General features: G+C 44.1%; 26 protein-coding genes. 19 read left to right on the top strand and 7 right to left on the bottom strand.

Annotated elements, in window-relative coordinates; translation table 11 throughout:
- Positions 1–98 precede the first annotated feature (98 nt).
- Positions 99–2,186: an AsmA family protein gene (locus NB463_RS08635; RefSeq protein ID WP_258432437.1), complete on the top strand. Its 2,088-nt coding sequence runs from the start codon at positions 99–101 to the stop codon at positions 2,184–2,186.
- 62 nt (positions 2,187–2,248) lie between these two features.
- Here the strand turns inward: NB463_RS08635 and cobO are convergent, their stop codons facing one another.
- Entirely contained in the window at positions 2,249–2,854 is a 606-nt protein-coding gene (gene cobO, locus NB463_RS08630) for a cob(I)yrinic acid a,c-diamide adenosyltransferase (protein ID WP_005396966.1), read from the bottom strand.
- A gap of 117 nt (positions 2,855–2,971) precedes the next feature.
- On the opposite strand from cobO, the gene NB463_RS08625 reads away from it, so the two are divergent.
- Entirely contained in the window at positions 2,972–3,421 is a 450-nt protein-coding gene (locus NB463_RS08625; protein WP_258432436.1) for a low molecular weight protein-tyrosine-phosphatase, read from the top strand.
- Between the two features lie 60 nt (positions 3,422–3,481).
- On the opposite strand, the gene NB463_RS08620 is transcribed toward NB463_RS08625, so the two are convergent.
- Together NB463_RS08620 and rne are read right to left on the bottom strand one after the other, a co-directional pair.
- A complete protein-coding gene (locus NB463_RS08620; RefSeq protein WP_005396973.1) occupies positions 3,482–5,041 on the bottom strand; it encodes a SulP family inorganic anion transporter in 1,560 nt (519 codons plus the stop codon).
- Between the two features lie 332 nt (positions 5,042–5,373).
- Positions 5,374–8,457, bottom strand: coding sequence for a ribonuclease E (gene rne, locus NB463_RS08615; RefSeq protein WP_258432435.1), 3,084 nt, complete (start codon positions 8,455–8,457; stop codon positions 5,374–5,376).
- A 639-nt stretch (positions 8,458–9,096) separates the two neighbouring features.
- On the opposite strand from rne, the gene rluC reads away from it, so the two are divergent.
- Complete coding sequence (gene rluC / locus NB463_RS08610) at positions 9,097–10,041, top strand: 23S rRNA pseudouridine(955/2504/2580) synthase RluC (RefSeq protein WP_005396975.1); 945 nt, start codon at positions 9,097–9,099, stop codon at positions 10,039–10,041.
- A 59-nt stretch (positions 10,042–10,100) separates the two neighbouring features.
- On the opposite strand, the gene NB463_RS08605 is transcribed toward rluC, so the two are convergent.
- A complete protein-coding gene (locus NB463_RS08605) occupies positions 10,101–10,682 on the bottom strand; it encodes a Maf family protein (RefSeq protein ID WP_005396976.1) in 582 nt (193 codons plus the stop codon).
- Positions 10,683–10,831: 149 nt separating this feature from the next.
- On the opposite strand from NB463_RS08605, the gene yceD reads away from it, so the two are divergent.
- From yceD to NB463_RS08530, 15 genes are all read left to right on the top strand, one after another.
- Complete coding sequence (gene yceD / locus NB463_RS08600) at positions 10,832–11,356, top strand: 23S rRNA accumulation protein YceD (protein WP_005396977.1); 525 nt, start codon at positions 10,832–10,834, stop codon at positions 11,354–11,356.
- A 59-nt stretch (positions 11,357–11,415) separates the two neighbouring features.
- The gene (gene rpmF / locus NB463_RS08595) at positions 11,416–11,586 is read left to right on the top strand and encodes a 50S ribosomal protein L32 (RefSeq protein WP_005396978.1); all 171 of its coding nucleotides are present in this window, start codon (positions 11,416–11,418) and stop codon (positions 11,584–11,586) included.
- A gap of 10 nt (positions 11,587–11,596) precedes the next feature.
- Complete coding sequence (gene plsX / locus NB463_RS08590) at positions 11,597–12,622, top strand: phosphate acyltransferase PlsX (RefSeq protein WP_012841590.1); 1,026 nt, start codon at positions 11,597–11,599, stop codon at positions 12,620–12,622.
- 5 nt (positions 12,623–12,627) lie between these two features.
- Entirely contained in the window at positions 12,628–13,578 is a 951-nt protein-coding gene (locus tag NB463_RS08585; RefSeq protein ID WP_053808855.1) for a beta-ketoacyl-ACP synthase III, read from the top strand.
- 75 nt (positions 13,579–13,653) lie between these two features.
- Entirely contained in the window at positions 13,654–14,577 is a 924-nt protein-coding gene (gene fabD / locus NB463_RS08580; protein WP_012841591.1) for an ACP S-malonyltransferase, read from the top strand.
- A gap of 46 nt (positions 14,578–14,623) precedes the next feature.
- Positions 14,624–15,358: a 3-oxoacyl-ACP reductase FabG gene (fabG, locus tag NB463_RS08575; RefSeq protein ID WP_046874492.1), complete on the top strand. Its 735-nt coding sequence runs from the start codon at positions 14,624–14,626 to the stop codon at positions 15,356–15,358.
- Positions 15,359–15,604: 246 nt separating this feature from the next.
- Positions 15,605–15,838, top strand: a complete 234-nt coding sequence (gene acpP / locus NB463_RS08570) for an acyl carrier protein (protein ID WP_004406112.1) — start codon at positions 15,605–15,607, stop codon at positions 15,836–15,838.
- A gap of 93 nt (positions 15,839–15,931) precedes the next feature.
- Positions 15,932–17,182, top strand: a complete 1,251-nt coding sequence (fabF, locus tag NB463_RS08565; protein WP_005396984.1) for a beta-ketoacyl-ACP synthase II — start codon at positions 15,932–15,934, stop codon at positions 17,180–17,182.
- Between the two features lie 107 nt (positions 17,183–17,289).
- Positions 17,290–18,105, top strand: a complete 816-nt coding sequence (pabC, locus tag NB463_RS08560) for an aminodeoxychorismate lyase (RefSeq protein WP_053808856.1) — start codon at positions 17,290–17,292, stop codon at positions 18,103–18,105.
- Positions 18,102–19,118, top strand: a complete 1,017-nt coding sequence (gene mltG / locus NB463_RS08555) for an endolytic transglycosylase MltG (RefSeq protein WP_170891255.1) — start codon at positions 18,102–18,104, stop codon at positions 19,116–19,118. Before pabC ends, mltG begins: the two co-directional genes overlap by 4 nt.
- Positions 19,115–19,747, top strand: coding sequence for a dTMP kinase (gene tmk, locus NB463_RS08550; protein WP_031780597.1), 633 nt, complete (start codon positions 19,115–19,117; stop codon positions 19,745–19,747). Before mltG ends, tmk begins: the two co-directional genes overlap by 4 nt.
- A 27-nt stretch (positions 19,748–19,774) precedes the next feature.
- Complete coding sequence (locus NB463_RS08545) at positions 19,775–20,737, top strand: DNA polymerase III subunit delta' (protein WP_053808858.1); 963 nt, start codon at positions 19,775–19,777, stop codon at positions 20,735–20,737.
- Positions 20,728–21,495, top strand: coding sequence for a TatD family hydrolase (locus NB463_RS08540; RefSeq protein WP_005396993.1), 768 nt, complete (start codon positions 20,728–20,730; stop codon positions 21,493–21,495). Before NB463_RS08545 ends, NB463_RS08540 begins: the two co-directional genes overlap by 10 nt.
- A gap of 444 nt (positions 21,496–21,939) precedes the next feature.
- Positions 21,940–23,370 carry a PTS glucose transporter subunit IIBC gene (gene ptsG / locus NB463_RS08535; RefSeq protein ID WP_006743155.1) on the top strand — a complete coding sequence of 477 codons (1,431 nt, stop codon included), beginning with the start codon at positions 21,940–21,942 and terminating at the stop codon, positions 23,368–23,370.
- A 210-nt stretch (positions 23,371–23,580) separates the two neighbouring features.
- A complete protein-coding gene (locus NB463_RS08530) occupies positions 23,581–23,982 on the top strand; it encodes a hypothetical protein (RefSeq protein WP_005396996.1) in 402 nt (133 codons plus the stop codon).
- A 64-nt stretch (positions 23,983–24,046) separates the two neighbouring features.
- Here the strand turns inward: NB463_RS08530 and NB463_RS08525 are convergent, their stop codons facing one another.
- The 3 genes from NB463_RS08525 to NB463_RS08515 all read right to left on the bottom strand — a co-directional run bounded on the left by NB463_RS08525 (position 24,047) and on the right by NB463_RS08515 (position 26,766).
- Complete coding sequence (locus NB463_RS08525) at positions 24,047–24,142, bottom strand: MetS family NSS transporter small subunit (protein WP_005372963.1); 96 nt, start codon at positions 24,140–24,142, stop codon at positions 24,047–24,049.
- Positions 24,139–25,605, bottom strand: a complete 1,467-nt coding sequence (locus NB463_RS08520) for a sodium-dependent transporter (protein ID WP_258431361.1) — start codon at positions 25,603–25,605, stop codon at positions 24,139–24,141. The genes NB463_RS08525 and NB463_RS08520 overlap by 4 nt, the downstream gene beginning before the upstream one ends.
- Positions 25,606–26,175: 570 nt before the next feature.
- Complete coding sequence (locus NB463_RS08515; protein WP_047010036.1) at positions 26,176–26,766, bottom strand: outer membrane beta-barrel protein; 591 nt, start codon at positions 26,764–26,766, stop codon at positions 26,176–26,178.
- 127 nt (positions 26,767–26,893) lie between these two features.
- Between NB463_RS08515 and cydH the strand changes: the two genes are divergently transcribed.
- Positions 26,894–26,986: a cytochrome bd-I oxidase subunit CydH gene (gene cydH, locus NB463_RS08510; protein ID WP_005372970.1), complete on the top strand. Its 93-nt coding sequence runs from the start codon at positions 26,894–26,896 to the stop codon at positions 26,984–26,986.
- Positions 26,987–26,989: the final 3 nt, after the last annotated feature.

Raw genomic sequence — 26,989 nt, 5'->3', positions numbered from 1 at the left:
AGGTTAAAACCAGGCATTTTTCACGCTTTTTTGGAACTGTCAGCGGTAAATGGAGTCTGCGCTTATAATTGTAAAAACACTCGAGCAAGGAAAAACAAATGAAGAAACTGCTCTTAATTCTAGCAATACCGATTGTGGTCATTTTGGTCGCAATTTTAGCGTTAACCATCTTCGTCAATCCTAACCAGTTTAAGCCCCTTATTGTTGAGCAAGCGCAAAAGCAAACCGGTTTAGAACTAGTGATTGAAGGAGATATCAGTTGGCAATTTTTCCCATCGATCGGCTTTGAGTTGGGACATACAGAATTGCGAAACCCACAAGGCTTTAGTAAACCCAATTTATTCAAAGTTGATACCGTTGGTGTAGATATCTCTGTCATGCCACTTTTTAGTCAACAGCTTGAAATTGGAAACGTCACGCTTGATGGGGCTGAGTTCTATATCGAAACCAAGAAAGATGGCAGCAAGAATATTGATGCATTGACGAAAGCCCAAACACAACAAGCAGAGCAAGCGAGCGATACTGCGCCTACGCAAAATGGTGAAACGCAGCCTTCTGGCTCTGATTGGAGCATTAATCTTGCTGGTGTTACGGTTTCTAATGGCTCATTAGAAATGCAGGATAAGCAAGCCGGTAGTTACACCAAACTTTATGATATCTCATTAAACCTTTCCGAATTCGCTTTTGACAACTGGACAACGGCTGATTTTGGCGTGAAGGGCGAAATGAATGACCAAAAGTTCACAGCGAAAGGTCAGGCCGACTTTAAGCTAGAAAAAGGTTTGGCAAACTACGCGCTAAAGAACATCAACTTTGATGCGACATACTCTGACCCTGCCAATAAGATTGAATCGGCAACGATCGGTTTAGATACTTTTGAATTCGATAAAGTAAATAACCTGACTTATGCCATGAAAGGCGACGCTGGTGGTATGAAGTTAGATATGCAGGGTGCTGGTCAACTTAGCGTGGACAAGGCTATCAGCAAAGTGCAGTTGGATAAGTTAACTCTTAAATCGACTTTTGAGGGGGATGCTTTACCTCAGTCACCGATGAAAGTCGACATGGTGTCTGATCTGTCTTTCGACCTAACGAAAAACCACCTGAGTTTTGTCCTAGAGAAGTTAACAGCGAATGCTATCGCCTTAGATGGTAAGGCAGATGTGACACTTGGCGATATTCCTAAAGTACGATTTGCTCTCCACAGCCCAAATATCGATCTTGATGAATTCTTAGGATTAGATCAGCAAGATTCCGAAGGTAATAAGCCTGCTTCTGGTGGCGAGAGTGCTCCAGCTGGGTCTGAGGTTGAGCCTGATTTGTCTGCGTTGAAAACGTTAGATGTAAAGGGTGACATTACCATCGACAAATTCAAAGCGGCAAATGCGAAGATGGAAGCGGTAAAAACGAGCTTCACTGTAAATCGTGGCGTATTTGAGCTTACTCCATTTAGTTCGAAGCTGTACCAAGGCACAATCTCAGCGACAGCGAAGTTAGATGCACGCAAGTCACCAGCGACTTACAGTGTGAAAAAGTCAATCAAAGGCGTGAAAGTTCAACCGTTACTTATTGATGTCGCTGATAACGACAAGCTTGAAGGGACGGGTAACATTGATGTGAATGTTACCGGTAAGAGTCTAACGCCTACCGGTATCAAGAAGAATCTTTCTGGTACGGTTGTTATCAATTTTGCTGACGGTGCGGTAAATGGCATCAACGTTGCTCAATTGATTCGTGAAAACTACGCGAAATTTAAAGGGCAAAAAGTCGAAGGCACCAATGAAGTTAAGAAAACAGATTTTAGTGCGATGACGGCGACATTGAAGCTCAATAAAGGTGTCGTATCAACGGATAATATGCAAGCTCAGTCTCCATTGCTCCGTGTTCGTGGTAAAGGCACCGCAAACTACATCAATGAAACTGTTAACTTTACTATCAGCACATCAGTCGTAGGTAGCCTAGAAGGCCAAGGCGGCAAAGATATAGATGAGCTGAAAGATATCACGATTCCAATCAATGTGTCTGGTAAGTGGGCGGATCCTAAATTCAAGCTCGTATTTGATGATGTTCTGAAGCAGAAAGCTCAGAAAGAAATCGATCGTGGCGTAGAGAAGCTAACGGACAAGATCAAAGACGAAAAAACCAAAGAAGCAGTCGATGGTTTGATAAAGAATCTATTCAATTAGATTCGAGCCAAAGCAAAAAGGGTTGGCATTAGCCAACCCTTTTTTAATTCTGCTGGTGAGCTTTACCAGTCGACACCTTTCAGCGCTTTGACGCCTGACTCAAATGCATGCTTTACATTCTTCACTTCAGAAACGGTATCAGCCATTTCAATCAGAGTGCGATGAGCGCCACGACCAGTAATGACAACCGACTGCATTTTAGGGCGGTTGTTCAGCGCTTCAACGACCTCGTCTAAATCAATGTAGCCGTAGCTCACCATGTACGTCAGCTCGTCAAAAAGAACCACATCGATAGATTCATCTTTGAGCATGCGCTTACATTCTTGCCATACGCCTTGCGCTGCTTCGGTATCAGCGGCTTTGTTTTGAGTTTCCCATGTAAAGCCGGTCGCCATTACTTGGAATTCAACGCCGAGTTTCTCAAGTAGGTTGCGCTCACCATTATCCCAAGTACCTTTAATAAACTGCGCGACAGCACAATTCAAACCATGACCTACTGCGCGTGCTATCGTACCGAACCCTGATGTCGATTTACCTTTACCATTTCCGGTAATGATCAGTAGCAGACCTTTTTCCTCTTGAGCAGCAGCAATTTTTGCGTCTACCTGTTCTTTGACTTTTTGTTGGCGAGCCTTATGGCGTGCTTCTTTATTTTCTTCGATAGACATAATACTTCCTCAATTCCTTTTCGTGCTGTGCCCAAGCTAATTTGGGTTCATTGATTTATCTCGCTATGATAGACCAACATATCGTGAAGAAAAACCACCGATAATTCAGGGAATAAAATGAAGAAAATACTTGTTGTTTGTATGGGAAACATTTGTCGGTCACCAACCGGAGAAGCAGTGTTAAGAGCGAAAGCTCAAGAGTTGGGTATTGCCGTGGAGGTTGATTCGGCAGGTACGATTGGCTACCACGCAGGAAACCCACCGGATTCAAGGGCAATGGCCGCAGGAAAGCAGCGAGGTTACTCTTTTAAAGGAATGCGTGCGCGTCAAGTTACCATTGATGACTTTGAAAAGTTTGACCTGATATTAGCCGCAGATAAAGCAAATTTAGCCGATTTATTGGATATTTGTCCGTTGAAGTATCGACACAAAGTATCGTTATTTTTAAGTCATTCTGGGTCAGATTACGATGAAGTCCCAGACCCATATTGCGGTGGAAAAGATGGCTTTGAACTGGTGCTTGATTTAATCGAAGAGGCATCAGAGGAGATTTTGAAGAAGCTATAATCGCCGGGCTTAAAGACAATAGGAAAAGGGATGAGCAGAGCCCATCCCTTTTTATTTGTATTAACCCGCTAAAATGTCGGTTGCCACTTTGTAGCTTGGGTCTTCCTTCACATTGATTTCAACCAAGCTGCCCGCTTTATCTAAAAGCTTGCGGCAATCTGGACTTAGGTGGCGAAGGTGTAGTGTTTTACCTTGAGAGTTGTAACGCTCTGCTAGTGTTTCAATCGCTTCAATTGCGGAGTGATCCGTCACGCGAGAGTCTGCAAAATCGACAATCACATCTTTTGGATCTTCAGGCGCGTTAAACAACTCCAAGAAGTTAGCGGCAGAACCAAAGAAAATAGGACCGTGAATCTTGTACTCTTTTGAACCTTCCTCGTTTAAGCACGTGTCGGCATAGATATGCTTAGCGTGTTGCCATGCAAACATTAATGCAGAAACAATAACACCAACCGCTACGGCAACGGCTAGGTCAGTAAGAACAGTAACAACGGTCACAAGAACAATAACGAAGAAGTCTTGCTTCGGTACGCGACGCGCTAGTTTAAATGTTGCCCATTCGAATGTACCAATGACAACCATGAACATCACACCAACCAGAGCAGCGAGTGGGATCATTTCAATTAACGAAGAAGCGAATAAGATAAACATCAATAGAGCGATAGCAGCAACGATACCAGATAGACGACCGCGACCACCTGAGTTTACGTTGATCATCGACTGACCAATCATTGCACAACCACCCATAGCACCAAACACAGAACAAGTCATGTTTGCCATACCTTGACCGATACATTCGCGGTTAGATTGACCACGAGTGTTCGTCATCTCATCTAAAACTGTCAGCGTTAGCAGAGATTCAATTAGACCAATGGCCGCGAGAATGATCGCGTATGGAAGAATGATTTGTAGAGTTTCTAGCGTAAATGGCACCGCCGGAATAGAGAAGGTCGGCAGTGAACCTGCGAGTGTTGCCGCTTCATCACCAGACATTGTACGCAAGAAGTCAACAACAGTGCGAGTTTCCAGATCCAAACCAACCACTAAAGCAGTCACCGTTACGATTGCAACAAGTGAAGAGGGTACAGCCGTTGTGATTTTTGGTAGAAAGTGAATGATTGCCATAGTTAGCGCAACCAAACCAAGCATTAGCAGCATTTGGTCTTGTGGTAGCCAAGTAAGCATGCCGTTGATATCTGGCGCTTTAAACTGACCCAACTGAGCTAGGAAGATAACAATAGCCAGACCGTTCACAAAACCAATCATCACAGGGTGAGGCACGATACGGATGAACTTACCCAATTTAAACATACCAGCGGCAATTTGAAGAATACCAGCGAGCATGATGGCTGCGAATAGGTACTGGACACCGTGAGTCGCGACAAGCGAAACCATTACGACTGCCATGGCACCTGTTGCACCAGAGATCATGCCAGGACGACCACCGAAAATGGAAGTAATAAGACCAACGATGAATGCAGCGTAAAGACCGACCATCGGATCTACGCCAGCGACGAACGCAAATGCGACAGCTTCAGGAACCAATGCAAGCGCAACGGTTAAGCCTGATAGCACATCATTTTTTACTGAGTGCTTAGAAAATTGGGGAAATTCGAACATGTTTGTTTTTAAGTTCTCTTTGCAATGAGTTAAACCCGACACATATTCGTATTTGCACAAGCCACTGGAAGGTTAATTTTTAATCAAACATTGCAGTGTAAACCGTAGTATTAAAAGAGCAGCATCAGAATGGTGTCGAAAACTTGAGTCGGCGCATGCTACCGAAAAGTGTGATTAAGTTCAAGAATGATACGAATAATGGCGTACAAATGTGATCACGAATTGGTATTTATATGAACAGTTTATTGGGCAAATATGAAGATAAAAAAGGCTACCAGATGGTAGCCTTTAATTTATTTATGCCGTTAAGCAGTTGAACGTAATGATTTAGCCTAGTTAAAGTTAGGCTTTGTCATCTCTGCCGATGCGCGGTTTTTTGCCACTTGGCTACCCGCACCTTTAGCTTGGTAACGTTCGGTTTTGAACGGTGCTGCTGCAACAGTGATTTCGCGTAGCTCTTGAGGGCCAGGTGCTTTTGTCATCGGTGCGCTAGCGTTTAGCTTAGCAGCAACTTTGATGGCTTCGACTTTAGGCTCTGGTTTAGCTACTGGCGCTTCGGCTGCAATCTCTTTTGCTGCTTCAACCACAGGCTCTTCAGCTGGTGCCGTTTCTACAATGGCATCAACCGGTTCAGCATGTTCAGTTGCAGGAGTTTCAACGATAGGCTCTACAGAGGCTGTTTCTACTACTGCTGATTCAGTTTTTTCTGCGATTACTGCTTCCACTACAGGTGCTTCTACTGCTGGAGATTCAACTTTCGCTTCAACTGTTTCTTGAACCTTTGATTCAACAACTGGTGCTTCTGTTACAACAGGTTGCTCGCGGCGAATAATCACTTTACCCATAGCCATTTCTGGGCAAGCAAAACCACCTTGCATTGTAGGTACTGCTGCTACTGCTTCTTCCTTAACTTGCTCTTCTTTCTTAGGTGCTGGTTTCGGAATGTAGCGTGGCATTACTTTACCCATAGCCATCTCAGGAGAAGCTACACCACCTTTACGCAGGCGGAACGGGTTAGGACGGCGATCGCGACCACGGCGACGGCGCTGACCGCTTGCACGCAGGTGACGTGGCGAACGACGGTTACGACGTTGCTTAGACTCTGCTTGCTTGTTGTCTTGCTGTGCTTCTACCGCTGCTTCTGTTGGCTTCTCAACTTTGGTTTCAACTGTTTCTTGAGTCTTAACCGCCGTTTCTTCTGTTTTCTTCTCAACCGCTTCTTGGTCTTTAACGCGTACAGACTTGTTCAGTTTGCGACGTTGGCGACGCTCCTTCACTTTTTCTGCTTTCGCGTTTTGTTGCTTTGGTTTGCTCTCTTCTGGTTTTGTTTCAGTTCGAGCTTCTGCCGCTAGCTGCAGGCCTTTTTCCGCTACTTTTGCATTTGCTTTTTGCTCTTGGGCTTTATCTGCTTGTTGAGTTTTAGGCTTACGCTTTTGGTTGCGGTTTTGCTGTTTATTGGTTTGTTGTTGAGCTTCGTTTTGTTCATTCGCTTGCTCATCACGAGGCTTACGACGACGTCGGTTATCACGGTTATCACGATTGTCGCGGTTCTCACGATTATCGCGTTGGTTGTTATTGCGACGACGATCATTGCGATCACGTTTGTTGCGTCGATTATCGCGATTTGGCTTTTTCTCTTCCTGAGGTTTCGGTTCTTCTTTTACTTCTTCAGAACCGCCGAATAGGAAACTACCAAGTGCTTTAAACAAACGGCTGAACAGTCCAGGTTTTTCTTCTTGTTCAACTTTCTGTTCTTTCTTCTTCGTCTCAGGGGCAGGTTTAGCTGCTGGTGCAGGTGCCGTTTGAGAAGGAGCCGCAAAGCCTTTAAGAACAGGTTCTTCGATTCGTTTAGGTTTTACGTCAACTTCCGCTGGCTCTTTACCTTCCGCTTCTTTCATTGCTTCCAGTTTTTTAGGAAGTAGGTAAGAAATCAGATCGAACTCTTCACCTTCACGAACACGGATAACTTCGAAGTGCGGCGTTTCCATGTCAGAGTTTGGAACAACCGTAATCTTCACTTCTTGAATGCGTTCGATATGGTTAACTGAACGACGTTTTTCGTTCAACAAGTAAGAAGCGATTGGCACAGGTACAACTGCGAGAACTTGCGCTGTATTGTCTTTCAGTGCTTCCTCTTCGATTAAACGAAGTACAGAAAGTGCTAGAGATTCGTTGTCGCGAACGACTCCAGTACCGCTACAGCGAGGACAGATGTGGTGGCTTGCTTCTGCTAGAGAAGGGCTTAAACGTTGACGTGACATCTCCAACAAACCAAAGCGAGAAATACGACCAATTTGTACACGAGCGCGATCAAGACGAACGGCTTCACGTAGACGGTTTTCTACTTCTCGTTGGTGGCGAACAGGTGTCATATCGATAAAGTCGATAACCACTAAGCCACCCAAGTCACGTAGACGTAACTGGCGAGCAATTTCGTCGGCTGCTTCTAGGTTCGTGTTTAGAGCTGTTTCTTCAATATCGCCGCCCTTGGTTGCACGAGCAGAGTTGATATCGATAGACGTTAGTGCTTCGGTTGGGTCAATAACAATAGAACCACCAGATGGCAGACGCACTTCACGTTGGAAAGCTGATTCAATTTGGCTTTCGATTTGGTAGTGGCTGAATAGTGGAACTTCGCCTTCATATTTCTTAACGCGGTTAAGGAAATCAGGGCGCACCAATTGAATGTGCTCTTTTGCACGTTCGTAGATGGTGTTGCTGTCAATTAAGATTTCGCCAATATCACGACGTAAATAGTCACGGATTGCACGAACGATAACGTTACTTTCTTGGTGGATTAAGAATGGAGCAGGGTTAGAGTCCGCTGCACCTTTGATTGCACCCCAGTGGTTAAGTAGTACATTCAAATCCCACTCAAGTTCTTCAGCACTCTTGCCAACGCCAGCAGTACGTACGATTAGGCCCATGCCCTGAGGCAGTTCCAAAGTACTTAATGCGGCTTTTAGTTGAGTACGCTCGTCACCTTCGATTCGACGAGAAATACCGCCAGCACGAGGGTTGTTAGGCATCAGAACAAGGTAACTACCAGCAAGAGAAATGAAAGTAGTAAGAGCTGCGCCCTTGCTTCCACGTTCTTCTTTTTCCACTTGAACGATAACTTCTTGGCCTTCCGTTAGCACTTCTTTAATGCTTGGACGACCTTGGTAGGTGTAACCTTCAGGGAAATATTCGCGGGCAATTTCTTTGAGAGGGAGGAAACCGTGACGCTCGGCGCCGTAATCAACAAATGCGGCTTCTAAGCTTGGTTCGATACGTGTGATACGTCCTTTGTAGATATTCGCTTTTTTAGATTCATGACCTGGACTCTCGATATCAAGATCGAAAAGTCGCTGGCCATCAACCAGAGCGACACGCAACTCTTCTTTTTGAGTTGCGTTAATTAACATTCTTTTCATTGAAAATTCTCGTTGTCTTTTCTTTTATATCTTTCTTGTCGACTTGCCACTGTTTTTTCGCTCTTTCACGGTGCCTGATCCCATGGCTTGTATTTTGCAGCCTCCCGGCTGGAAGGGGATGCTCTCGGGCACTTCAGTCATCACAAGCCTCTTGTGGTTTCTGTTGGAAACGTAGACTTGTGACCCGCTATTTGGGCGGTAGGTACTCAACGTGAATATGCGAGGAGTAGGGTGGCAAGAGTGTTGAATTCGATGTGTCTCACGCCAATGCTGCACTCGACCTTCAACGATCTACTCACATTGCTTGAGGATAAATGATTGGTAATGAATAAAATGTAACCAAACCTTCCTTAGCAGCTGTGAACTATAGCAGTGCGCGTGGCTATCAGCAATCTGCTTTCACGCAAACGATAGAAAATTTGCCGCTAAACTCAAAATTTCTAATTTATAACTGGCTGTTTCATAAGCAATTGAGATGTGTAAACTGATCAAGACAGAAAACAAATTGAGAACTCGATTGAGAGTTTTAATAATTTAAACAAAAGCTTGGCGAAATTTAGACCAGTTTGTACTATCAAGTGTTTCTTTTACGACAAGAATAATGTGAAGTCGCGCGAAATTGAGTTTACAATACCGCCCATGAGCGAAATAAGAACAAAAGTCCAGTTCGTCGACATTGACGAAGATATGGCGGGTCAGCGCATTGATAATTTTTTGCGCAACCAATTAAAAGACATCCCTAAAAGCATGATTTACCGAATCGTGCGTAAGGGCGAAGTACGTGTAAATAAAAAGCGTATAAAAGCAGAGTACAAGTTAAAAGCAGGCGATCTCGTTCGTATTCCACCGGTGACTGTCGAGAAAAAAGATGACGATGTCGCGCCAAGTACGAAACTAAACAAAGTCGCAGAGTTGGAAGATATGATCATCTTCGAAGATGATCATATGTTGATTCTAAACAAACCATCTGGTACCGCTGTGCATGGTGGCAGTGGCTTAAAGTTTGGCGCGATTGAAGCGCTTAGAGCTCTGCGTCCTCAAGCTCGCTTTCTTGAACTTGTGCATCGTATTGACCGTGATACTTCAGGTATCTTGCTGGTTGCTAAGAAGCGTTCTGCACTTCGTCACTTGCAAGCCCAGTTTCGTGAAAAGACAGTGAAGAAGTTTTACTTAGCTCTTGTCATGGGACAATGGAAAAGCAGTTGTAAGGTTGTGAACGCGCCACTGCTTAAAAACGAAGTGAACAGTATTGTTCGTGTTAACCCTAACGGTAAGCCGTCTGAAACGCGTTTTAAGATTTTGGAAAAGTTTGAACAAGCAACATTGATTCAAGCGAGTCCGATTACTGGTCGAACTCACCAAATCCGAGTTCATACACAATATACGGGCCACCCAATCGCTTGGGATGATCGCTACGGTGACCGCCGCTTTGATGCTTACACAGGTCAAGTTGGTTTAGATCGTTTGTTCCTACACGCGGCAAACATCAAGTTCCAACACCCATCAAATGATGAGTGGATGGAAATCAACGCACCGATGGAACCGAAGCTAGAAAAAGTGTTGGCGGGTTTAAGAAACGCGTAACCATGTTTTCCTCGCGGATGCAAGAAGGGAGCCTGTGGCTCCCTTTTATCATATTTTGATCAAAGGACATCGAGTCCTTGAACATGCAACATATCAATCAAATCAATCAATGGTAGTCCGACAAGTGTGTTCGGGTCTTTCCCCACTAATTTGTTAAACAAACAAATTCCCATTCCTTCGCTTTTAAAGCTGCCTGCGCAGTAAAAAGGTTCTTCCCTGTCGACGTAGCGCTCGATTTGTTCAAGCGTCAAATCTCTAAAGTGTACTTCGAAAGAATCAAAGCCGACTTCTGTATGGTTTGTGACGGTGTTATGTACCGCAAGACCAGTATAGAAAGTGATGACTTTTCCACTTTGAGACAAAAGTTGATTTATTGCGTTGTCTCTATTTAAAGGTTTGCCAACGATTTCACCATTAATGACACAAACCTGGTCACTGCCGATAACTAAACTTGCTTTATCCGTCTGGCAAGATGTTGCTTTCTCTTGGGCCAATCTTTGCACCAGTTCAAGAGGCGTTTCCTGGTCAAACGGTGTTTCATCGCAATCAGGTGATAAACAAATGAACGGTAGTGAAAGCTTTTCAAGCAGTTGTTTACGAAAAGGGGAGGTTGAAGCTAAAACCAGTTGGTAATTTTTCATTTTGAATTACAATTCGTGGGAGCATTTCCGATAGGATAATCGATCAAAAATGATTCTGGCTAATGCTCTGTATGTTAAGCGTAAAAAAGTACAACTTTTTTGCCTTTTTCTTTGACTAATTTTGATTTGGAAGATAATATTCGCGCCCTATGCAAAAGGTAAAAATACCGCGAACGGTTGACCCAGCGAAAGCTGCACAGAAACGATTAGATTACGATGGAATCATCCAAGCTAGTCTTTTCAAGCGCTTAGCGGAAACAACTGAAGGCGTAAAACGCGACGCAGAAGTCTCATTGTCATTTGGGATGGATGAACAGCGACTCGTTGTTATCTCTGGTAAAGCTAACATCGAAGTCGATTTAGAGTGTCAGCGTTGTAATGAGGTATTCGCACATGAGTGCGAAGTTGAATTCCTTTCTACTCCTTACTACGGTGAGAAAACGGAACAGGAAGCACCAGAAATTTATGATTTGGTAGATCTAAATGAATATGGTGAATTAGACCTTATACAACTGGTTGAAGACGAGTTCATCTTAGCATTACCTCAAATTGCGATGCACGATGAAGCGGATTGTAGCGTTGATTCAAATAACATGGTTTTTGGTGAGATTCCTGAAGAAATTGAGGAAGAAAAACCGAATCCATTCGACGTTTTGAAAAGTCTGAAAAAGTAATAGGTGTGGTAACCGATTCTTCTTCAGGTTTTTAACCCAATAGTATAGGAGTAGGGTCAATGGCCGTACAGAAAAACCGTAAAACTCGTTCTAAGCGCGGTATGCGTCGTTCACACGATGCGCTAACTACAGCTGCTCTATCTGTAGACGCGACTTCTGGTGAAACTCACTTACGCCACAACGTAACTGCTGAAGGTTACTACCGTGGTCAAAAGGTTATCAACAAGTAAGGTTGAACCTTTGCAAAGTATTACCGTTGCACTTGATGCAATGGGCGGGGATTTCGGTCCACGCGTAACAGTGCCTGCCGCCGTGCAGGCACTGTCTCATTTCCCAGAGCTAAAAGTGATTCTTATAGGTGATCAATCTCTGATCACGTCTCAATTATCTCAACTCGGTACCTCGACCAGTTCCCGCTTGACTATTCTTCATAGTGAGAAAGTTATCTCGAACTCAGAAAAACCTTCATTGGCACTACGTAATAGCCAAAATAGTTCCATGCGTATGGCTATCGATTTGGTTTCTGAGCAGAAGGCGGATGCTTGTGTTAGTGGTGGCAACACCGGTGCATTAATGGCACTATCGCGTTTCATTCTTAAGTTACTTCCTGGTATTGAACGTCCTGCTTTAGTTTCAGCTTTACCGACGATTACTGGAAAGCGTACTTGGATGCTAGATCTAGGTGCGAATGTATCGTGCGATGCTGATAGTTTGTTCCAATTTGCTGTAATGGGCAGTGCACTAGCAGAAGAACACTTAGGTTGTCCTCCTCGCGTTGCTGTACTCAATATTGGCGCAGAAGAGATTAAAGGTAACGATTTAGTCAAACGTTGCGCAGAAATGCTTTCTCAGACCGACGCGATTAACTTTGTTGGTTATATTGAAGGTAATCAAATTTTGCATGATGTTGCAGACGTCATTGTATGTGATGGGTTTGTCGGCAACGTATGCTTAAAAGCCAGTGAGGGAACAGCTCAACTTTTTATCGAAAAAATTAAAACCAGTATGATGGCGTCAACGATAAAGGGTTGGATTGCTAGAAAGTTGTTTTCTCGGCTATTTAATGAACTAAAAACACTGAACCCCGACCAGTATAACGGCGCAAGTTTGCTAGGATTGCGCGGCATTGTCATAAAAAGCCATGGAAGTGCGGATGTATCTGCGATTGTCAATGCACTTGGCGAGGCAGTACACGAGGTCAAACGACAAGTACCAAGCCGTATTAGCGATCGTTTGGAAGCGGTTTTACTCGAGAGGCATTATTAGTCTTCATGTATAGCAAAATTTTAGGTACTGGCAGCTACCTGCCATCTCAGGTGCGTACAAACGCAGATCTAGAGAAAATGGTAGATACAAGTGATGAGTGGATCGTTGCTCGCACGGGTATTAAAGAGCGTCGAATTGCTGCAGAAAATGAGACTGTAGCGGACATGGCATTCTACGCAGCTGAAAACGCTATCGATATGGCGGGTATTGATAAAAACGATATCGACCTGATTATCGTAGCCACAACGAGCAGTAGCCATACTTTCCCTTCATCTGCGTGTCAGGTGCAGGCAAAGCTTGGCATTAAAGGTTGTCCAGCTTTTGACTTAGCCGCTGCTTGTTCTGGTTTTGTGTACGCATTATCTGTTGCAGACCAACATATTAAATCGGGTATGTGTAAAAACGTACTTGTTATTGGTTCAGATGCTTTGTCTAAAACGTGTGAGCCGACAGACCGTTCAACCATTATCCTATTTGGTGATGGTGCTGGAGCCGTTGTCGTAGGCGCTAGCCAAGAGCCAGGTATTATTTCTACCCACATATACTCGGATGGTCAATTCGGTGAGCTACTAAGCCTACCTGTACCTGAGCGTGGTCAAGATGCTGACAAATGGCTTCATATGGCAGGTAACGAAGTATTCAAAGTCGCTGTCACTCAGTTATCGAAACTAGTAAAAGATACGCTTGAAGCCAACAACATGCATAAGTCTGAACTAGACTGGCTAGTACCGCATCAAGCGAACTATCGAATTATTTCGGCAACAGCGAAAAAGCTTTCAATGTCTTTGGACCAAGTCGTGGTGACACTAGACCGACACGGGAATACTTCTGCGGCGACAGTACCGTCTGCGCTGGATGAAGCTGTGCGCGATGGTCGCATTAAACGCGGGCAGACTTTATTGCTAGAGGCGTTTGGTGGCGGTTTCACTTGGGGCTCTGCTCTGGTGAAGTTTTAAGTTTCACGAGAATTCAAAATTTAAGGTGCACTTGTTGCATCTTATTTCTTTTTACTTTGCTTAAAGGAAAACAACATGAGCAAGTTTGCTATCGTATTTCCAGGTCAAGGTTCTCAAGCTGTAGGTATGCTTGCAGAACTAGGCGAACAATATGACGTAGTAAAACAAACATTTGCAGAAGCATCTGACGCACTAGGTTACGATCTATGGGCGCTTGTTCAAAATGGACCTGCAGAAGATTTAAACGAGACTTTCCGCACTCAACCAGCTTTGCTAGCTTCATCTGTTGCAATCTGGCGTGTATGGCAGGAGCTCGGTTTAGAGCAACCAGCAAACCTAGCCGGTCACAGCCTAGGTGAGTACTCAGCACTTGTATGTGCGGGTGTGATTGACTTTAAAGAAGCAATCAAGCTGGTTGAATTACGCGGTAAGCTAATGCAAGAGGCGGTACCAGCAGGTACTGGCGCTATGTACGCGATTATCGGTTTGGCTGATGATGCGATTGCAAAAGCGTGTGAAGACGCAGCGCAAGGTGAAGTGGTCTCTCCAGTAAACTTTAACTCGCCTGGTCAGGTAGTTATCGCGGGTAGCAAAGACGCAGTAGAGCGTGCGGGAGCGCTATGTAAAGAAGCTGGTGCGAAACGTGCGCTTCCTCTTCCTGTTTCAGTTCCATCACACTGTGCGCTTATGAAGCCAGCAGCGGAAAAACTTGCAGTAGCTCTTGAGTCTATCGAATTTAACTCACCACAGCTTCCAGTTATCAACAACGTTGATGTGGTCGCTGAGACAGATCCTGCAAAAATCAAAGATGCGCTTGTTCGTCAGCTACATAGCCCAGTTCGCTGGACTGAAACAGTCGAGCTTATGCACGAGCAAGGGGTAGAACAGCTTCTTGAGCTTGGTCCTGGTAAGGTTTTAACAGGTCTAACAAAACGTATCGTGAAAACGCTAACTGCAGCAGCAGTGAATGATGTTGCGTCGCTAGACGCGGCGAAGTAATCCATCAAGCGATAAAACTTGCGATAAGAAAAGGAAACACAACATGATGAATCTAGAAGGTAAGATCGCGCTAGTTACCGGCGCAAGCCGTGGTATTGGCCGCGCGATCGCGGAACTTCTTGTAGAGCGCGGTGCGACGGTTATCGGTACGGCTACTTCTGAAAATGGAGCGGCTGCTATCAGCGAGTATCTTGGTGATAACGGTAAAGGTCTAGCTCTTAACGTGACCGATGTCGAGTCTATCGAAGCGACACTAAAAACGATCAACGAAGAATTTGGTGTGATCGATATTCTGGTGAATAACGCTGGTATTACTCGTGACAACCTATTGATGCGTATGAAAGATGATGAGTGGAACGACATCATCGATACCAACCTAACGCCTATCTACCGCATGTCTAAAGCGGTTTTACGCGGCATGATGAAAAAACGTGCGGGTCGTATCATCAACGTAGGCTCGGTTGTTGGTACCATGGGTAACGCAGGTCAAACTAACTACGCAGCAGCGAAAGCGGGCGTGATTGGTTTTACTAAATCAATGGCTCGTGAAGTTGCGTCTCGTGGTGTAACAGTGAACACTGTTGCCCCTGGTTTCATCGAAACTGACATGACAAAGGCACTAAATGATGAGCAACGTGCGGCAACGTTGTCGAACGTGCCAGCTGGTCGTTTAGGTGACCCACGTGAAATTGCATCAGCAGTAGTTTTCCTTGCTTCTCCTGAAGCAGCGTACATTACTGGTGAAACTTTGCATGTAAATGGTGGCATGTACATGGTTTAATGAGACAGTTTGTGCAAAATAAGCTATTTTACATTGTGAAAAATAGCCTATAGTTGCAGTTAACTGTCATGAACTTGTCATGCTTATGCGCAAGATTTGTGCATGATTTAAGTCAAAAATGTATTGAAATTCGGTTAAATTCGCTAATTTTGTGGTTTGACCAGCAAGGACCCCCTTGCAACTTTCAATAGTTCGAATAAACTACGGAATCATCGCATTAGGCGAAATCTGTAAAGGAAAAGAAAAATGAGCAACATCGAAGAACGCGTAAAGAAAATCATTGTTGAACAGCTAGGTGTAGACGAAGCAGAAGTTAAAAACGAAGCTTCTTTCGTTGACGATCTAGGTGCTGATTCTCTAGACACTGTAGAACTAGTTATGGCTCTAGAAGAGGAATTCGACACTGAGATTCCTGACGAAGAAGCTGAGAAGATCACTACTGTTCAAGCTGCAATCGACTACGTAAACAGCGCTCAGTAATTAGCTCTCCCAGGCGGTCTCCTAGACCGCCTGTGTTCTTTCTAACTTCTTCTATCCTCTCATAGAAATATTCAATTCCCGGAGAATTATATCGTGTCCAAGCGTCGTGTAGTTGTCACTGGCATGGGTATGTTGTCACCGGTAGGCAACACAGTAGAATCATCTTGGAAAGCCCTGCTAGAAGGTCAAAGTGGTATCGTGAATATCGAGCACTTTGATGCTACGAACTTCTCAACTCGTTTTGCAGGTCTTGTTAAAGATTTCGATTGCACAGAGTACATGTCTAAAAAAGATGCTCGTAAGATGGATCTTTTCATCCAGTACGGCATTGCAGCGGGTATTCAAGCTCTTGATAACTCTGGCTTACAAATTACCGAAGAAAATGCGGCTCGAGTTGGTGTTGCTATCGGCTCAGGCATTGGCGGTCTAGATCTGATCGAAACAGGTCACACTGCATTAGTAGAAAAAGGCCCTCGCAAAGTTAGCCCATTTTTTGTTCCTTCGACCATCGTAAATATGGTTGCAGGTAACCTATCTATCATGCGTGGTCTTCGTGGTCCAAATATCGCGATTTCTACAGCATGTACTACTGGCCTACATAACATCGGTCATGCTGCACGAATGATTGCGTACGGCGATGCAGATGCGATGGTTGCTGGTGGCGCAGAAAAAGCGTCTACGCCTCTTGGCATGGCTGGCTTCGGTGCAGCTAAAGCGCTATCTACTCGTAATGACGAACCTCAAAAAGCGTCTCGTCCATGGGATAAAGGCCGTGATGGTTTTGTTCTAGGTGATGGTGCTGGCATGATGGTGCTTGAAGAGTACGAACACGCGAAAGCACGTGGCGCGAAGATTTACGCAGAACTGGTTGGTTTTGGTATGTCTGGTGATGCTTACCACATGACTTCTCCAAGCGAAGATGGCTCTGGTGGTGCACTTGCGATGGAAGCGGCAATGCGTGACGCGAACATCACAGGTACCCAAGTAGGTTATGTGAATGCTCACGGTACATCTACTCCTGCTGGCGACGTTGCAGAAATCAAGGGCGTGAAACGTGCTCTTGGTGAAGAAGGTGCGAAGCAAGTACTTGTATCATCAACTAAGTCTATGACTGGTCACCTATTAGGTGCAGCAGGCTCTGTTGAAGCAATTATCACGGTTATGTCTTTGGTTGACCAAATCGTTCCACCAACGATTAACCTTGATGATCCAGAAGAAGGTCTAGACATCGACCTTGTGCCGCACACTGCGCGCAAAGTTGAAGGTATGGAATACGCTATCTGTAACTCGTTTGGCTTTGGTGGTACAAACGGTTCTTTGATCTTCAAAAAGTTCGCTGAGTAACACTATCTAACCTTATTTAGGTAAGCGAAACTTGTATTCTAACGGCTCGATGCTTAGCATTGAGCCGTTTTGTTTTATTTGTTGTCTGCTAATTTGAAGGTACGCGAATGTTTTGGGTAAATGGAGTTCCACAAACGCATGTAGAACTGGGTGATCGCTCATTCCAATACGGTGATGGAGGTTTTACCACCATCCTGACCCAAAACGGAGAGTTGGTTTACTGGCAAGAACACATTGAGCGTATTAAGTCCTGCCTTGACGCATTGAAGATCTCTTCCCCTGACTGGCAAGTTGTGCATGATTGGGCAAGCAAAGCGGCTTTATCTGACGCACAAGCTGGGGTGAAAATTCACGTTAGCCGTGGTATTGGTGGGCGAGGGTATAGTCCTAATGGGATTGAAGGCCCTATCGTGACGATCTCCAATTTTGCGTTTCCTTCTCATTACTCTTCTTGGCAAGAAAAAGGCGTGGATTTGGGCGTTTGTGAGACTCGTCTCGGGATTCAACCTTTACTTGCTGGACACAAGCACAACAACCGTTTAGAGCAGATTCTCGCCAAGGCTGAAATCGACGATACCGAGTTTGCAGATGCAATAACGTTAAATGTGCAAAACCATGTCATTGAAACTACAATGGCCAACCTTTTTTGGGTTAAAGGTAATAAAGTATTTACACCGGAGCTGACCTTATCTGGCGTTGCGGGCGTAATGCGTCGTAAGGTGCTTGAGTTACTAAAAGTAAGTCATATTGAAGTCATCGAGGGGCGTTTTATACTTCCAGATTTGCTGAGCGCAGACGAGGCTTTCATGTGTAACTCAATATTAGGTGTCGCACCAATTCGCAGCATAGTGGCATCTAACTCTAAGACTATATTTCCGATAGGAAAATTGACTCAACGACTGCAAGGGAATTTAACTACGTGATTAAAAAACTGTTGGCTTTTGTTGTGCTGATCGCAGTGATAGGCGCAGCAGCTGTTTTTTATATAATTTCACAGGCTAAACAATACGTTGAAAAGCCTATTCTATTGGAACAACCTCAGCTGTTTACTGTAGAAAGTGGTACAAGCTTTCATCATGTCATGCGCGCCTTAGTTGAAGATGAGGTAATTGAAACGTCGGAGTACATCCGTTTAATACCTCACTTATATCCAGAACTGTTGCAAGTGCGAGCGGGTACTTATCAACTAGAGCCTGGTATGTCGCTTTCGCAAGCATTGGAGCACCTGAATACCGGAAAAGAATACCAGTTTGCGATCACTTTTGTTGAAGGCAGCCGCTTTTCTGAGTGGGTAGAGCAATTGAAAAGTGCTCCTTATTTAGAGCATGACTTAACCGATCTATCAGAAAAAGACATGGCAGCAAAGTTGGGTATAGAGCGAGAAAAGCTTGAAGGACTGTTTTTAGCAGAAACCTACCATTACACGGCGGGTGCAAGTGAAAGCCAGTTATTAAAACGAGCGCATCGAAAACTCAATAAGATTCTGGATGCTAACTGGGAAGCTCGTCAAGAAAAGCTGCCATTGCAAGACAAATATGAAGCCTTGATTCTGGCGTCTATCATCGAGAAAGAGACGGCTATTGACTCTGAGCGTGAGCGCGTCGCTTCTGTGTTTATCAACCGATTGAACAAACGCATGCGTTTACAAACGGATCCGACGGTTATTTATGGTATGGGTGATGCTTACGACGGAAATATTCGTAAGAAAGATTTGCGCACGCCGACACCATATAACACCTATACCATCAATGGCTTACCTCCAACCCCAATCGCGATGGCAGGTGAAGCCTCTATTGAAGCGGCTTTGAATCCAGAAAGCAGTAACTATTTATATTTCGTAGCAAGTGGAAAGGGCGGACACGTATTTTCGAAATCCCTTGCAGAGCACAATCGTGCTGTTCGAGCCTATTTAAGAGAACTAAGAAAGAACAAATGATGAAAGCAAACTTTATTGTCGTTGAAGGCCTAGAAGGCGCGGGTAAAAGCACTGCGATTAAAACCGTTTTAGATACGCTAAAAGCGGCAGGTATTGAAAATATCGTAAATACTCGTGAGCCAGGAGGCACGCCGCTAGCAGAAAAGATGCGCGCTCTGGTGAAAGAAGAGCATGAAGGCGAAGAACTTAAAGACATGACGGAGTTGCTTCTTCTATATGCTGCACGTGTCCAGTTGGTTGAGAACGTGATCAAACCAGCTTTGGCGAACGGTCAGTGGGTGGTGGGTGACCGCCACGATATGTCGTCGCAGGCTTATCAAGGTGGTGGCCGTCAGATTGACGCGTCGCTAATGAAAAACCTTCGAGACACAACGCTTGGTGATTTTAAACCTGCTTTCACTCTCTATATGGATATCGACCCTCGCGTTGGGCTTGAGCGTGCGCGTGGGCGTGGTGAGCTCGATCGTATCGAGAAGATGGATATCAGCTTCTTTGAACGTACACGAGAGCGTTATTTGGAGATTGCTCATGCTGATCCTTCTATCATTATCATTAACGCTGAGCAGGCGATCGAAGACGTGTCGCGTGATATTCGGGACGCTCTTAACGAGTGGTTAGCTCGTCAATAATAAGTGAAACTTAAATTTAGGTGACTCATGTTAAATGATTATCCATGGTTGCAGCCAGTATGGGATAACCTCAAAGTAGGGCTAGAGTCGGACAGAATACCAGGTGCGCTTTTATTGCAAAGCGAGCAAGGCTTAGGCATCGAAAAGCTTATCGAGTTTTTTAGCCAAGCACTTCTTTGCCAAAATTACGCCAGTGAAGCGTGCGGTTTTTGTCATAGCTGTCAATTAAATCAATCACACAACCACCCAGATTTACACTGGATCAAACCAGAAAAAGAAGGAAAAGCGATAACGGTGGACCAAGTTCGAGCTTGCAACCGTCTTGCACAGGAATCATCACAGCTTAATGGTTATCGCCTATTTGTTATAGAGCCAGCGGACTCTATGAATGAATCGGCATCGAATGCATTGTTAAAAACGCTAGAAGAGCCTGGGGCAAAGTGCTTGTTTTTGCTCGTTACCCACAATCAGGAGCGGCTGCTTCCAACTATTCGTAGCCGTTGCCAACACTGGGTTGTTGCGCCGCCGTCAACGGAACAAGCGATGCAATGGATGCGCGAACAAGGGGCGCAGCAAGTTCCTGCTTACGTCTTAAAACTGAATATGGGCTCTCCGATAAAAACATTGGATGCGTTAAATAATGGCGATCTCGATGCTTACTTGGCTTTTGAGCGCACTTTTATTAAGGCGATGTCTTCTCCTGCCTCAGACATTTCTGAGTGTGCTTCTTTAATGGCTAAACACTCGGAGCAATCACTAGACTGGGCGTGGTATTTACTGACAGACGCTCAGAAAGCGCAGTTTGGTGTATCAGAAGCACAAATGCTTCCTGGCGCTATAAAGTTTCAGCCGAACAACTACAACGGTTTGTACTCATCAGCGAAGGCGCTGATGGACCTCAAAGCTCAGGTGCAAGCCTTTCCTGGTCTAAACCTTGAGCTACTATCAATGAACTGGTTAATTGAATCACGAGAGGTATTATGTTCGTAGATTCTCATTGTCATTTAGACAAATTGAATTACGACGATCTCCACATCAATGTGGAAGACGTTATTAACAAAGCTAAACAAGCAAAGGTAACCGAGCTGCTTTCTGTGGGAGTTACGCTGGATTCTTTCCCTAAAATGATGGAAATGATTGAGCCTTATGAGAATGTTTATGCTTCGTGCGGTGTACACCCACTTGATGTTGAAAGCGACTTTTCGATGGACGTGCTACGTCACCACGCATCGAATGAAAAAGTCGTTGCCATTGGTGAAACAGGCTTGGATTATCATTATAAGCCAGAAACGGCAGCGTTACAGAAAGAGCGTTTTGAGCAACACGTTGATCTTGCGGTGGAGCTTAACAAACCTTTAATTATCCATACCAGAAACGCACGTGCGGATACTCTAGATATTTTGCGTAAGGGTGGGGCGGAGAAATGTGGTGGTGTTATCCACTGTTTTACAGAAGATCTTCCATTTGCTGAAGCTGCACTTGAGCTAGGGTTTTATATTTCTATCTCGGGGATTGTCACTTTCCGTCAAGCTACAGAGTTGAAAGAAGTGGTGAAGACTCTACCTCTAGAGAAGCTTCTCATTGAGACAGATTCTCCTTACTTGGCTCCAGTCCCTCACCGAGGTAAAGAGAATCAACCTGCTTATGTTGTCGAGGTGGCTTCTTATATTGCGCAACTCAAATCGTGCTCTCTTTCTGAAGTGGCACAAAAAACCACCGAAAATTTCCGAAATCTTTTTTTGCGATGAAAAATCAATAAGAGCATAAAAAAGGAGCGTATGCTCCTTTTTTGTTGATAAAAACAACAGATATACTCATGAGTTTAATGTTTACTAAAAATGTTGATTTAATAACATTCAAAAATCACAAATGTAATTTTGTTACTAAAAATAACATTGGGGCGTATTTTATTTACGCCTTAAAATTAATTATATAAATAATAAACTCTTTATAAAACAGCAATATAACTGCAATGCAAACCTTTTCATCAGCTGTTTTTGGGTGTGATCCAAGACTTGTTTTGAAACTAAATTTCGTAACTGTGTGGAAAGTTTGAGGGTCATCAATATATATTTAGAGCCGGAAAATATAATGCAGTTGTGGTTACATTTTCATTGGGTGCTAACCTTTAGGCTACGGGGGTGTGCCGTTAGTGCCCAAATAATACTTATAAATTTATCAGGAGCATAAACATGTTTAAGAACCTTTTTGCTAACCTGCAAAAAGTTGGTAAGGCGCTGATGCTTCCAGTATCAGTTTTACCAGTTGCAGGTATTTTATTAGGTGTGGGTGCTGCCCATCTAAGCTTTATTCCAGAGATCGTTTCTAATCTTATGGAACAAGCTGGTGGTTCAGTATTCGGCCAAATGGCACTTCTATTTGCAGTAGGTGTAGCTCTAGGCTTCACTAATAACGACGGTGTTGCTGGTCTTGCAGCAATCGTTGGTTACGGCATCATGACGGCAACGCTAGGTGTAATGGCGGGTGTTATGGGTGTTGAGAAAATCGATACAGGTGTACTAGGTGGTATCCTTGTCGGTGGTGTGGCTGCTTGGGCATTCAACCGTTTCTTCAAAATTCAACTTCCAGAGTATCTTGGCTTCTTCGCTGGTAAGCGTGCAGTGCCTATCATCACTGGTTTTGCAGCGATCATCCTTGGTGTTATCCTTTCTGTAATTTGGCCACCAATTGGCGGTGCAATCTCTGCATTCTCTGATTGGGCTGCGCACCAAAACCCACAACTAGCATTCGGTATCTACGGTGTTGTAGAGCGTTCTCTAATCCCATTCGGCCTACACCACGTATGGAACGTACCTTTCTTCTTCGAAGCAGGTTCTTGTGTTAACGCTGCTGGTGAAGCTCAAAACGGCGTACTAACTTGTTACCTAGTTGCTGATGAAGCATCTCGTGCTGCTGGCAATGGCTTCGGTCAGCTAGCGGGTGGTTACATGTTCAAGATGTTTGGTCTACCAGCTGCAGCAATCGCAATTGCTCACTGTGCTAAACCAGAAAACCGCGCAAAAGTAATGGGTATCATGGCGTCAGCTGCACTGACTTCATTCCTAACTGGTATTACTGAGCCTATCGAATTCTCATTCCTATTCGTTGCTCCACTACTATACGGTATCCACGCTCTACTAGCTGGTTCTGCATACATTGTTTCTAACACTCTAGGCTTTGTACACGGTACTTCTTTCTCTCACGGTCTGATCGACTTCCTAGTTCTATCTGGTAACGCTCAGAAGATGGGGCTAATGATTGCTGTTGGTTTAGTATACGCAGTGATTTACTACGTAGTGTTCCGTGGCGTAATCACAGCACTTGACCTAAAAACTCCTGGTCGTGAAGATGAAACAGAAAGTGCGGCAGCAACTTCTGGCTCTGACATGGGTGGTGAACTGGTTGCAGCGTTCGGTGGTAAAGCTAACATTACTGGTCTAGACGCATGTATCACTCGCCTACGTGTCGCGGTTGCAGATACAGCAGCTGTTGACCAAGACAAACTGAAACAACTTGGCGCTGCTGGTGTTGTAGTTGTTGCAGGTGGTGTACAGGCTATCTTCGGTACTAAGTCTGACAACCTAAAAACTGAAATGGATGAGTGGATCCGTAACCACGGCTAATCACCGTCATTCATAACAATGAATAAAAGGAGGCTTCGGCCTCCTTTTTTAGTTCCTCTCCCATTGCTAAAAGTGCTTTCTGAGTGTGATCCTAAACTCATCTTTACTTTTGCCAGTCTTTTCATACATCGCGCTTACTCATCGTTGACATATTGAAACACCACTATGTTTGAATAACGCATGATGTTTTTTTAATAATTGATAACGTGTATGAAGAGCAAATTAATTTTATTAGCAGGACTAGTTTCTAGTACCGCAATGGCGGCAAATGAGCCAACAAACTTGTCTGTTGGTATGGCTGTCGATCAACAGTTGAGTGTTGTTGTTGAGTTAGATAATAAGTATCGCGGCATTATCGGTAACGATGGTATGGCGTTTGATTACATCGCTAAACGTGGAACATTCGATCAAAACATGCCTGTGACTTGGTATGTTGGCGTTGGTGGTTGGTATGAATGGGATGATGAGTTTGGCGTGCGTGTACCTCTCGGTGTGAACTGGGATTTATCACGCGGCTGGGATCTTTATGGTCAAATACACCCAGAGCTAGATCTTTACAAAGGTGCTGACTTACAACTTGGTGGTGCCGTTGGCATCAAATACAGTTTCTAGAATAAAAGAAACATAAAAAACGCCGGTAAATACCGGCGTTTTTTATGTTTGGAATGCAATACTGCTATTGTTTATCCATGGCTCGCTTGATACAAACGGCAGCGCCGCCCCAAGTGATACCTAAACCAATAACCATCATAATAATTGCGCTGATTGTCATTTCGCTGTCTCCTTGCGATTTACTGCGTTAATCACTAGACCAAAGATAAATAGTGCGGCGATAAGTGCCCAGCCTACAGTTAGATCATAACCACCGTAGCCTTCAGTAAATAAAGCATAAAGCTTAGTTGCTAAGATAATGGCGAGAATAATCGGTGTTACGAAGCGTAAACAGATCTCAAACCATTGACCAATAGAGAAATCAGAGCGCTCATTTACGTAATTACGCACTTCAGGCACGCGTTTCAATAGCCACGCCATCAATACAATCTCAACCAAGCCGCCTACCATAATGCCAACGTTGTTTGCGAAGTGGTCTACTAGGTCTAGCAGCAATAGACCGCCATTTGTTGCGAACGCAATAGAAACCACAAAACCAGTTCCGATTACAACGTTTGCAGCTTTTTTTCGGCTCCACTTTAGCTTATCGATGATGGCGGATGTTACGGCTTCCATGATAGAAATGTGCGAACTTAGACCAGCAACCACCAGTGCAAAGAAGAACAGAGGACCAAGAATATATGGTGCGGGTAATAAGTTAATTGCCGCAGGTAAAGTAACAAAAGCAAGGCCAACGCCTGCAGATACCACTTCTGTTAGCGGTTTACCTTGTTCTTGAGCCATGTAACCCAAGACAGAGAAGATCATAATACCTGCTAGGATGGAGAAGCCACAGTTGATCAACACGGTCATAAACGCGTTATTCGTGATGTCTGATTTTTCTGGCAGATAACTAGAGTAAGCCAGCATGATCGCGAAGCCGATGCTTAGGGTAAAGAAGATCTGACCGTACGCAGCTGCCCATACTTTCACATCCCAAATTTTGCTGAAATCGGGTTCAAACATGTAGTTAACGCCATCCAAAGCTCCTGGCAAGAAAACCATACGTCCGATTAAAAAAATCACCATCAAGAATAGTATTGGCATCATGATTTTAGATGCGCGCTCAATCCCTGATTTCACGCCTTTGGCAATGGCGGTGTAAGTAATAGCCCAAGCAATCACCATAGATAAGGCAATTTTCCATTGAATACTGCCTAAGTCTGTTGGTGAGTTATCACCTAACTTTAGGTACTCACTAAAGAAAAATGCGTTTGTATCGGTTCCCCAACCTTGAGTGAACGACAACCCAAAGTAAGAAATTGACCAACCGATAACTGCAACATAGTAAACGGCGATAACTGCTGCAACACCAACTTGGAACCAGCCAAGCCATTCAAATTTAGAATGAATTTTCGCTAGCGTTTTTGGTGCTGAGCCTCGGTACTTTTGTCCCATACTGAACTCAAGGATCATAAATGGAATACCGGCCGTGATCATGGCGAAAATGTAAGGAATAAAAAATGCGCCGCCACCGTTTTCATAGGCCATGTATGGAAAACGCCAAATGTTTCCCAAACCGATAGCAGACCCGACTGCTGCTAAGATGAATCCCGCTCGGGATCCCCATTGTTCTCGCTTCATATTTGACTCCTATACGACTCCCTGAGGAATGAAGCTCTCTCCGTAACACAGTAATATTTGCGCAAACCGTTGGAAGAAAGGACCGCTGTTATCCATCAGCTTTTCTATCCTTAATTCTAGCTTATTATAATTTTATAGAGCTATATTCTGGTTACTGTGAGAGAAAGTAGATTATTAATCTTAAAGTTTTGATGTGTGTTTGATAAAACTGAAATATTTATCTGTTTTCACTAATCAGACTAACTTCTAATAATACTTAGCGCAATAGAATCTAAATGTTAACTCAGGTGCGTTGTCTGGTTTTAATCTTGTTAAATTTGAGTTTGATTATGGTTTTGTGTGGGGGATTAGTTGGTTGTATGGAACAAATGACTAGAATCCAATAATCGACTTGGTGTTTAAAACTATTTTGATGAACTAGGGCGTACGGCTATCTTTTGCGCACCCCGCTAGAGAATGCTCCGTTACTTTTCTAAGCGATGATGTTTAGATGATATTTTCTATCTGCTTTGTGTAGGACTCGCCCAGCACTCTTTGTGGCGAGTCCTACGAAGTGAAGTGTACAAAAAATTAGAAACGGAAACTAAAACCAATATTTGATTGGAATTGGTTCATCCAATCGGTATCGAACTTAATGATGCAGTTTGAGCCGTCATTAGGTAGGGTGCAGGCTCCAGAGGTATCGTTATCAACGACCGTTCCCAACCATCTTAATTGGGCTGTCAACGCAAAGTTCTTTGAAAACTCATATTCCAGCCCTGCAAAAGCGCTCGCCGAAAATCCGTATTTTTTGTCTACCCAATCAACATCGGTGTAAGAGGCTCCCAAGCCAACACCAATATAGGTTTGCCAGTTTTCTGCAACAGGGTAGTACATGCTGCTTTGAAATTGCAGGTAATGGATATCTGCCGAATTTGATAACTTTTCAAGTTCTGTTGATTGGTTGGAGTAAAATAATCCAATTCTTCCTTTCTCAAAAGGCGTCTCGATTGAAAGTGCGTAGTTCACTGCGGGATCGAGGTCGTATGTATTGCCACCTTCGTCTTCTACTTGACCGCCACCTGTATAGCCTATGAATGGAGTAACGATAATATTGGCTTGTGCACTTACCGCGGTGCTGAGCAGTATGCTTCCTACCAGCCAGCTGAGTTTTTGGTTCATGTCCTATCTCCTTATTATGACTAAGCTAATTGTGATGGGTTAGTCAAAATTGCGCGACTAAATTAAGCAAATCTTGAACATATTTCACACTGGTGTTATTAATTTGTTACATATTAAGGAGGTGTTTATGGAACACGATCTAAAATCCGCATTAATCATCGTGGTGACTGTTTTTGCAGTACTTTTGTCGTTTGGTATCATTGCGATTACAACGGCTTAAGAT

This window comes from Vibrio sp. RM-41-2B, assembly GCF_024744415.1.
In the GTDB taxonomy this organism is placed as follows: Bacteria; Pseudomonadota; Gammaproteobacteria; order Enterobacterales; family Vibrionaceae; genus Vibrio; species Vibrio diabolicus.
Note: the sequence above shows the minus strand (reverse complement) of the source record. Positions and strands in the feature narration are given on the sequence as shown.

What these genes read in the sequence shown, in the direction of transcription:
- NB463_RS08635 (WP_258432437.1), top strand. Translation starts at nt 99, where the DNA reads ATGAAGAAACTGCTCTTAATTCTAGCAATACCGATTGTGGTCATTTTG.
- cobO (WP_005396966.1), bottom strand. Translation starts at nt 2,854, where the DNA reads ATGTCTATCGAAGAAAATAAAGAAGCACGCCATAAGGCTCGCCAACAA.
- NB463_RS08625 (WP_258432436.1), top strand. Translation starts at nt 2,972, where the DNA reads ATGAAGAAAATACTTGTTGTTTGTATGGGAAACATTTGTCGGTCACCA.
- NB463_RS08620 (WP_005396973.1), bottom strand. Translation starts at nt 5,041, where the DNA reads ATGTTCGAATTTCCCCAATTTTCTAAGCACTCAGTAAAAAATGATGTG.
- rne (WP_258432435.1), bottom strand. Translation starts at nt 8,457, where the DNA reads ATGAAAAGAATGTTAATTAACGCAACTCAAAAAGAAGAGTTGCGTGTC.
- rluC (WP_005396975.1), top strand. Translation starts at nt 9,097, where the DNA reads ATGAGCGAAATAAGAACAAAAGTCCAGTTCGTCGACATTGACGAAGAT.
- NB463_RS08605 (WP_005396976.1), bottom strand. Translation starts at nt 10,682, where the DNA reads ATGAAAAATTACCAACTGGTTTTAGCTTCAACCTCCCCTTTTCGTAAA.
- yceD (WP_005396977.1), top strand. Translation starts at nt 10,832, where the DNA reads ATGCAAAAGGTAAAAATACCGCGAACGGTTGACCCAGCGAAAGCTGCA.
- rpmF (WP_005396978.1), top strand. Translation starts at nt 11,416, where the DNA reads ATGGCCGTACAGAAAAACCGTAAAACTCGTTCTAAGCGCGGTATGCGT.
- NB463_RS08585 (WP_053808855.1), top strand. Translation starts at nt 12,628, where the DNA reads ATGTATAGCAAAATTTTAGGTACTGGCAGCTACCTGCCATCTCAGGTG.
- fabD (WP_012841591.1), top strand. Translation starts at nt 13,654, where the DNA reads ATGAGCAAGTTTGCTATCGTATTTCCAGGTCAAGGTTCTCAAGCTGTA.
- fabG (WP_046874492.1), top strand. Translation starts at nt 14,624, where the DNA reads ATGAATCTAGAAGGTAAGATCGCGCTAGTTACCGGCGCAAGCCGTGGT.
- acpP (WP_004406112.1), top strand. Translation starts at nt 15,605, where the DNA reads ATGAGCAACATCGAAGAACGCGTAAAGAAAATCATTGTTGAACAGCTA.
- pabC (WP_053808856.1), top strand. Translation starts at nt 17,290, where the DNA reads ATGTTTTGGGTAAATGGAGTTCCACAAACGCATGTAGAACTGGGTGAT.
- tmk (WP_031780597.1), top strand. Translation starts at nt 19,115, where the DNA reads ATGATGAAAGCAAACTTTATTGTCGTTGAAGGCCTAGAAGGCGCGGGT.
- NB463_RS08545 (WP_053808858.1), top strand. Translation starts at nt 19,775, where the DNA reads ATGTTAAATGATTATCCATGGTTGCAGCCAGTATGGGATAACCTCAAA.
- NB463_RS08540 (WP_005396993.1), top strand. Translation starts at nt 20,728, where the DNA reads ATGTTCGTAGATTCTCATTGTCATTTAGACAAATTGAATTACGACGAT.
- ptsG (WP_006743155.1), top strand. Translation starts at nt 21,940, where the DNA reads ATGTTTAAGAACCTTTTTGCTAACCTGCAAAAAGTTGGTAAGGCGCTG.
- NB463_RS08530 (WP_005396996.1), top strand. Translation starts at nt 23,581, where the DNA reads ATGAAGAGCAAATTAATTTTATTAGCAGGACTAGTTTCTAGTACCGCA.
- NB463_RS08525 (WP_005372963.1), bottom strand. Translation starts at nt 24,142, where the DNA reads ATGACAATCAGCGCAATTATTATGATGGTTATTGGTTTAGGTATCACT.
- NB463_RS08520 (WP_258431361.1), bottom strand. Translation starts at nt 25,605, where the DNA reads ATGAAGCGAGAACAATGGGGATCCCGAGCGGGATTCATCTTAGCAGCA.
- NB463_RS08515 (WP_047010036.1), bottom strand. Translation starts at nt 26,766, where the DNA reads ATGAACCAAAAACTCAGCTGGCTGGTAGGAAGCATACTGCTCAGCACC.
- cydH (WP_005372970.1), top strand. Translation starts at nt 26,894, where the DNA reads ATGGAACACGATCTAAAATCCGCATTAATCATCGTGGTGACTGTTTTT.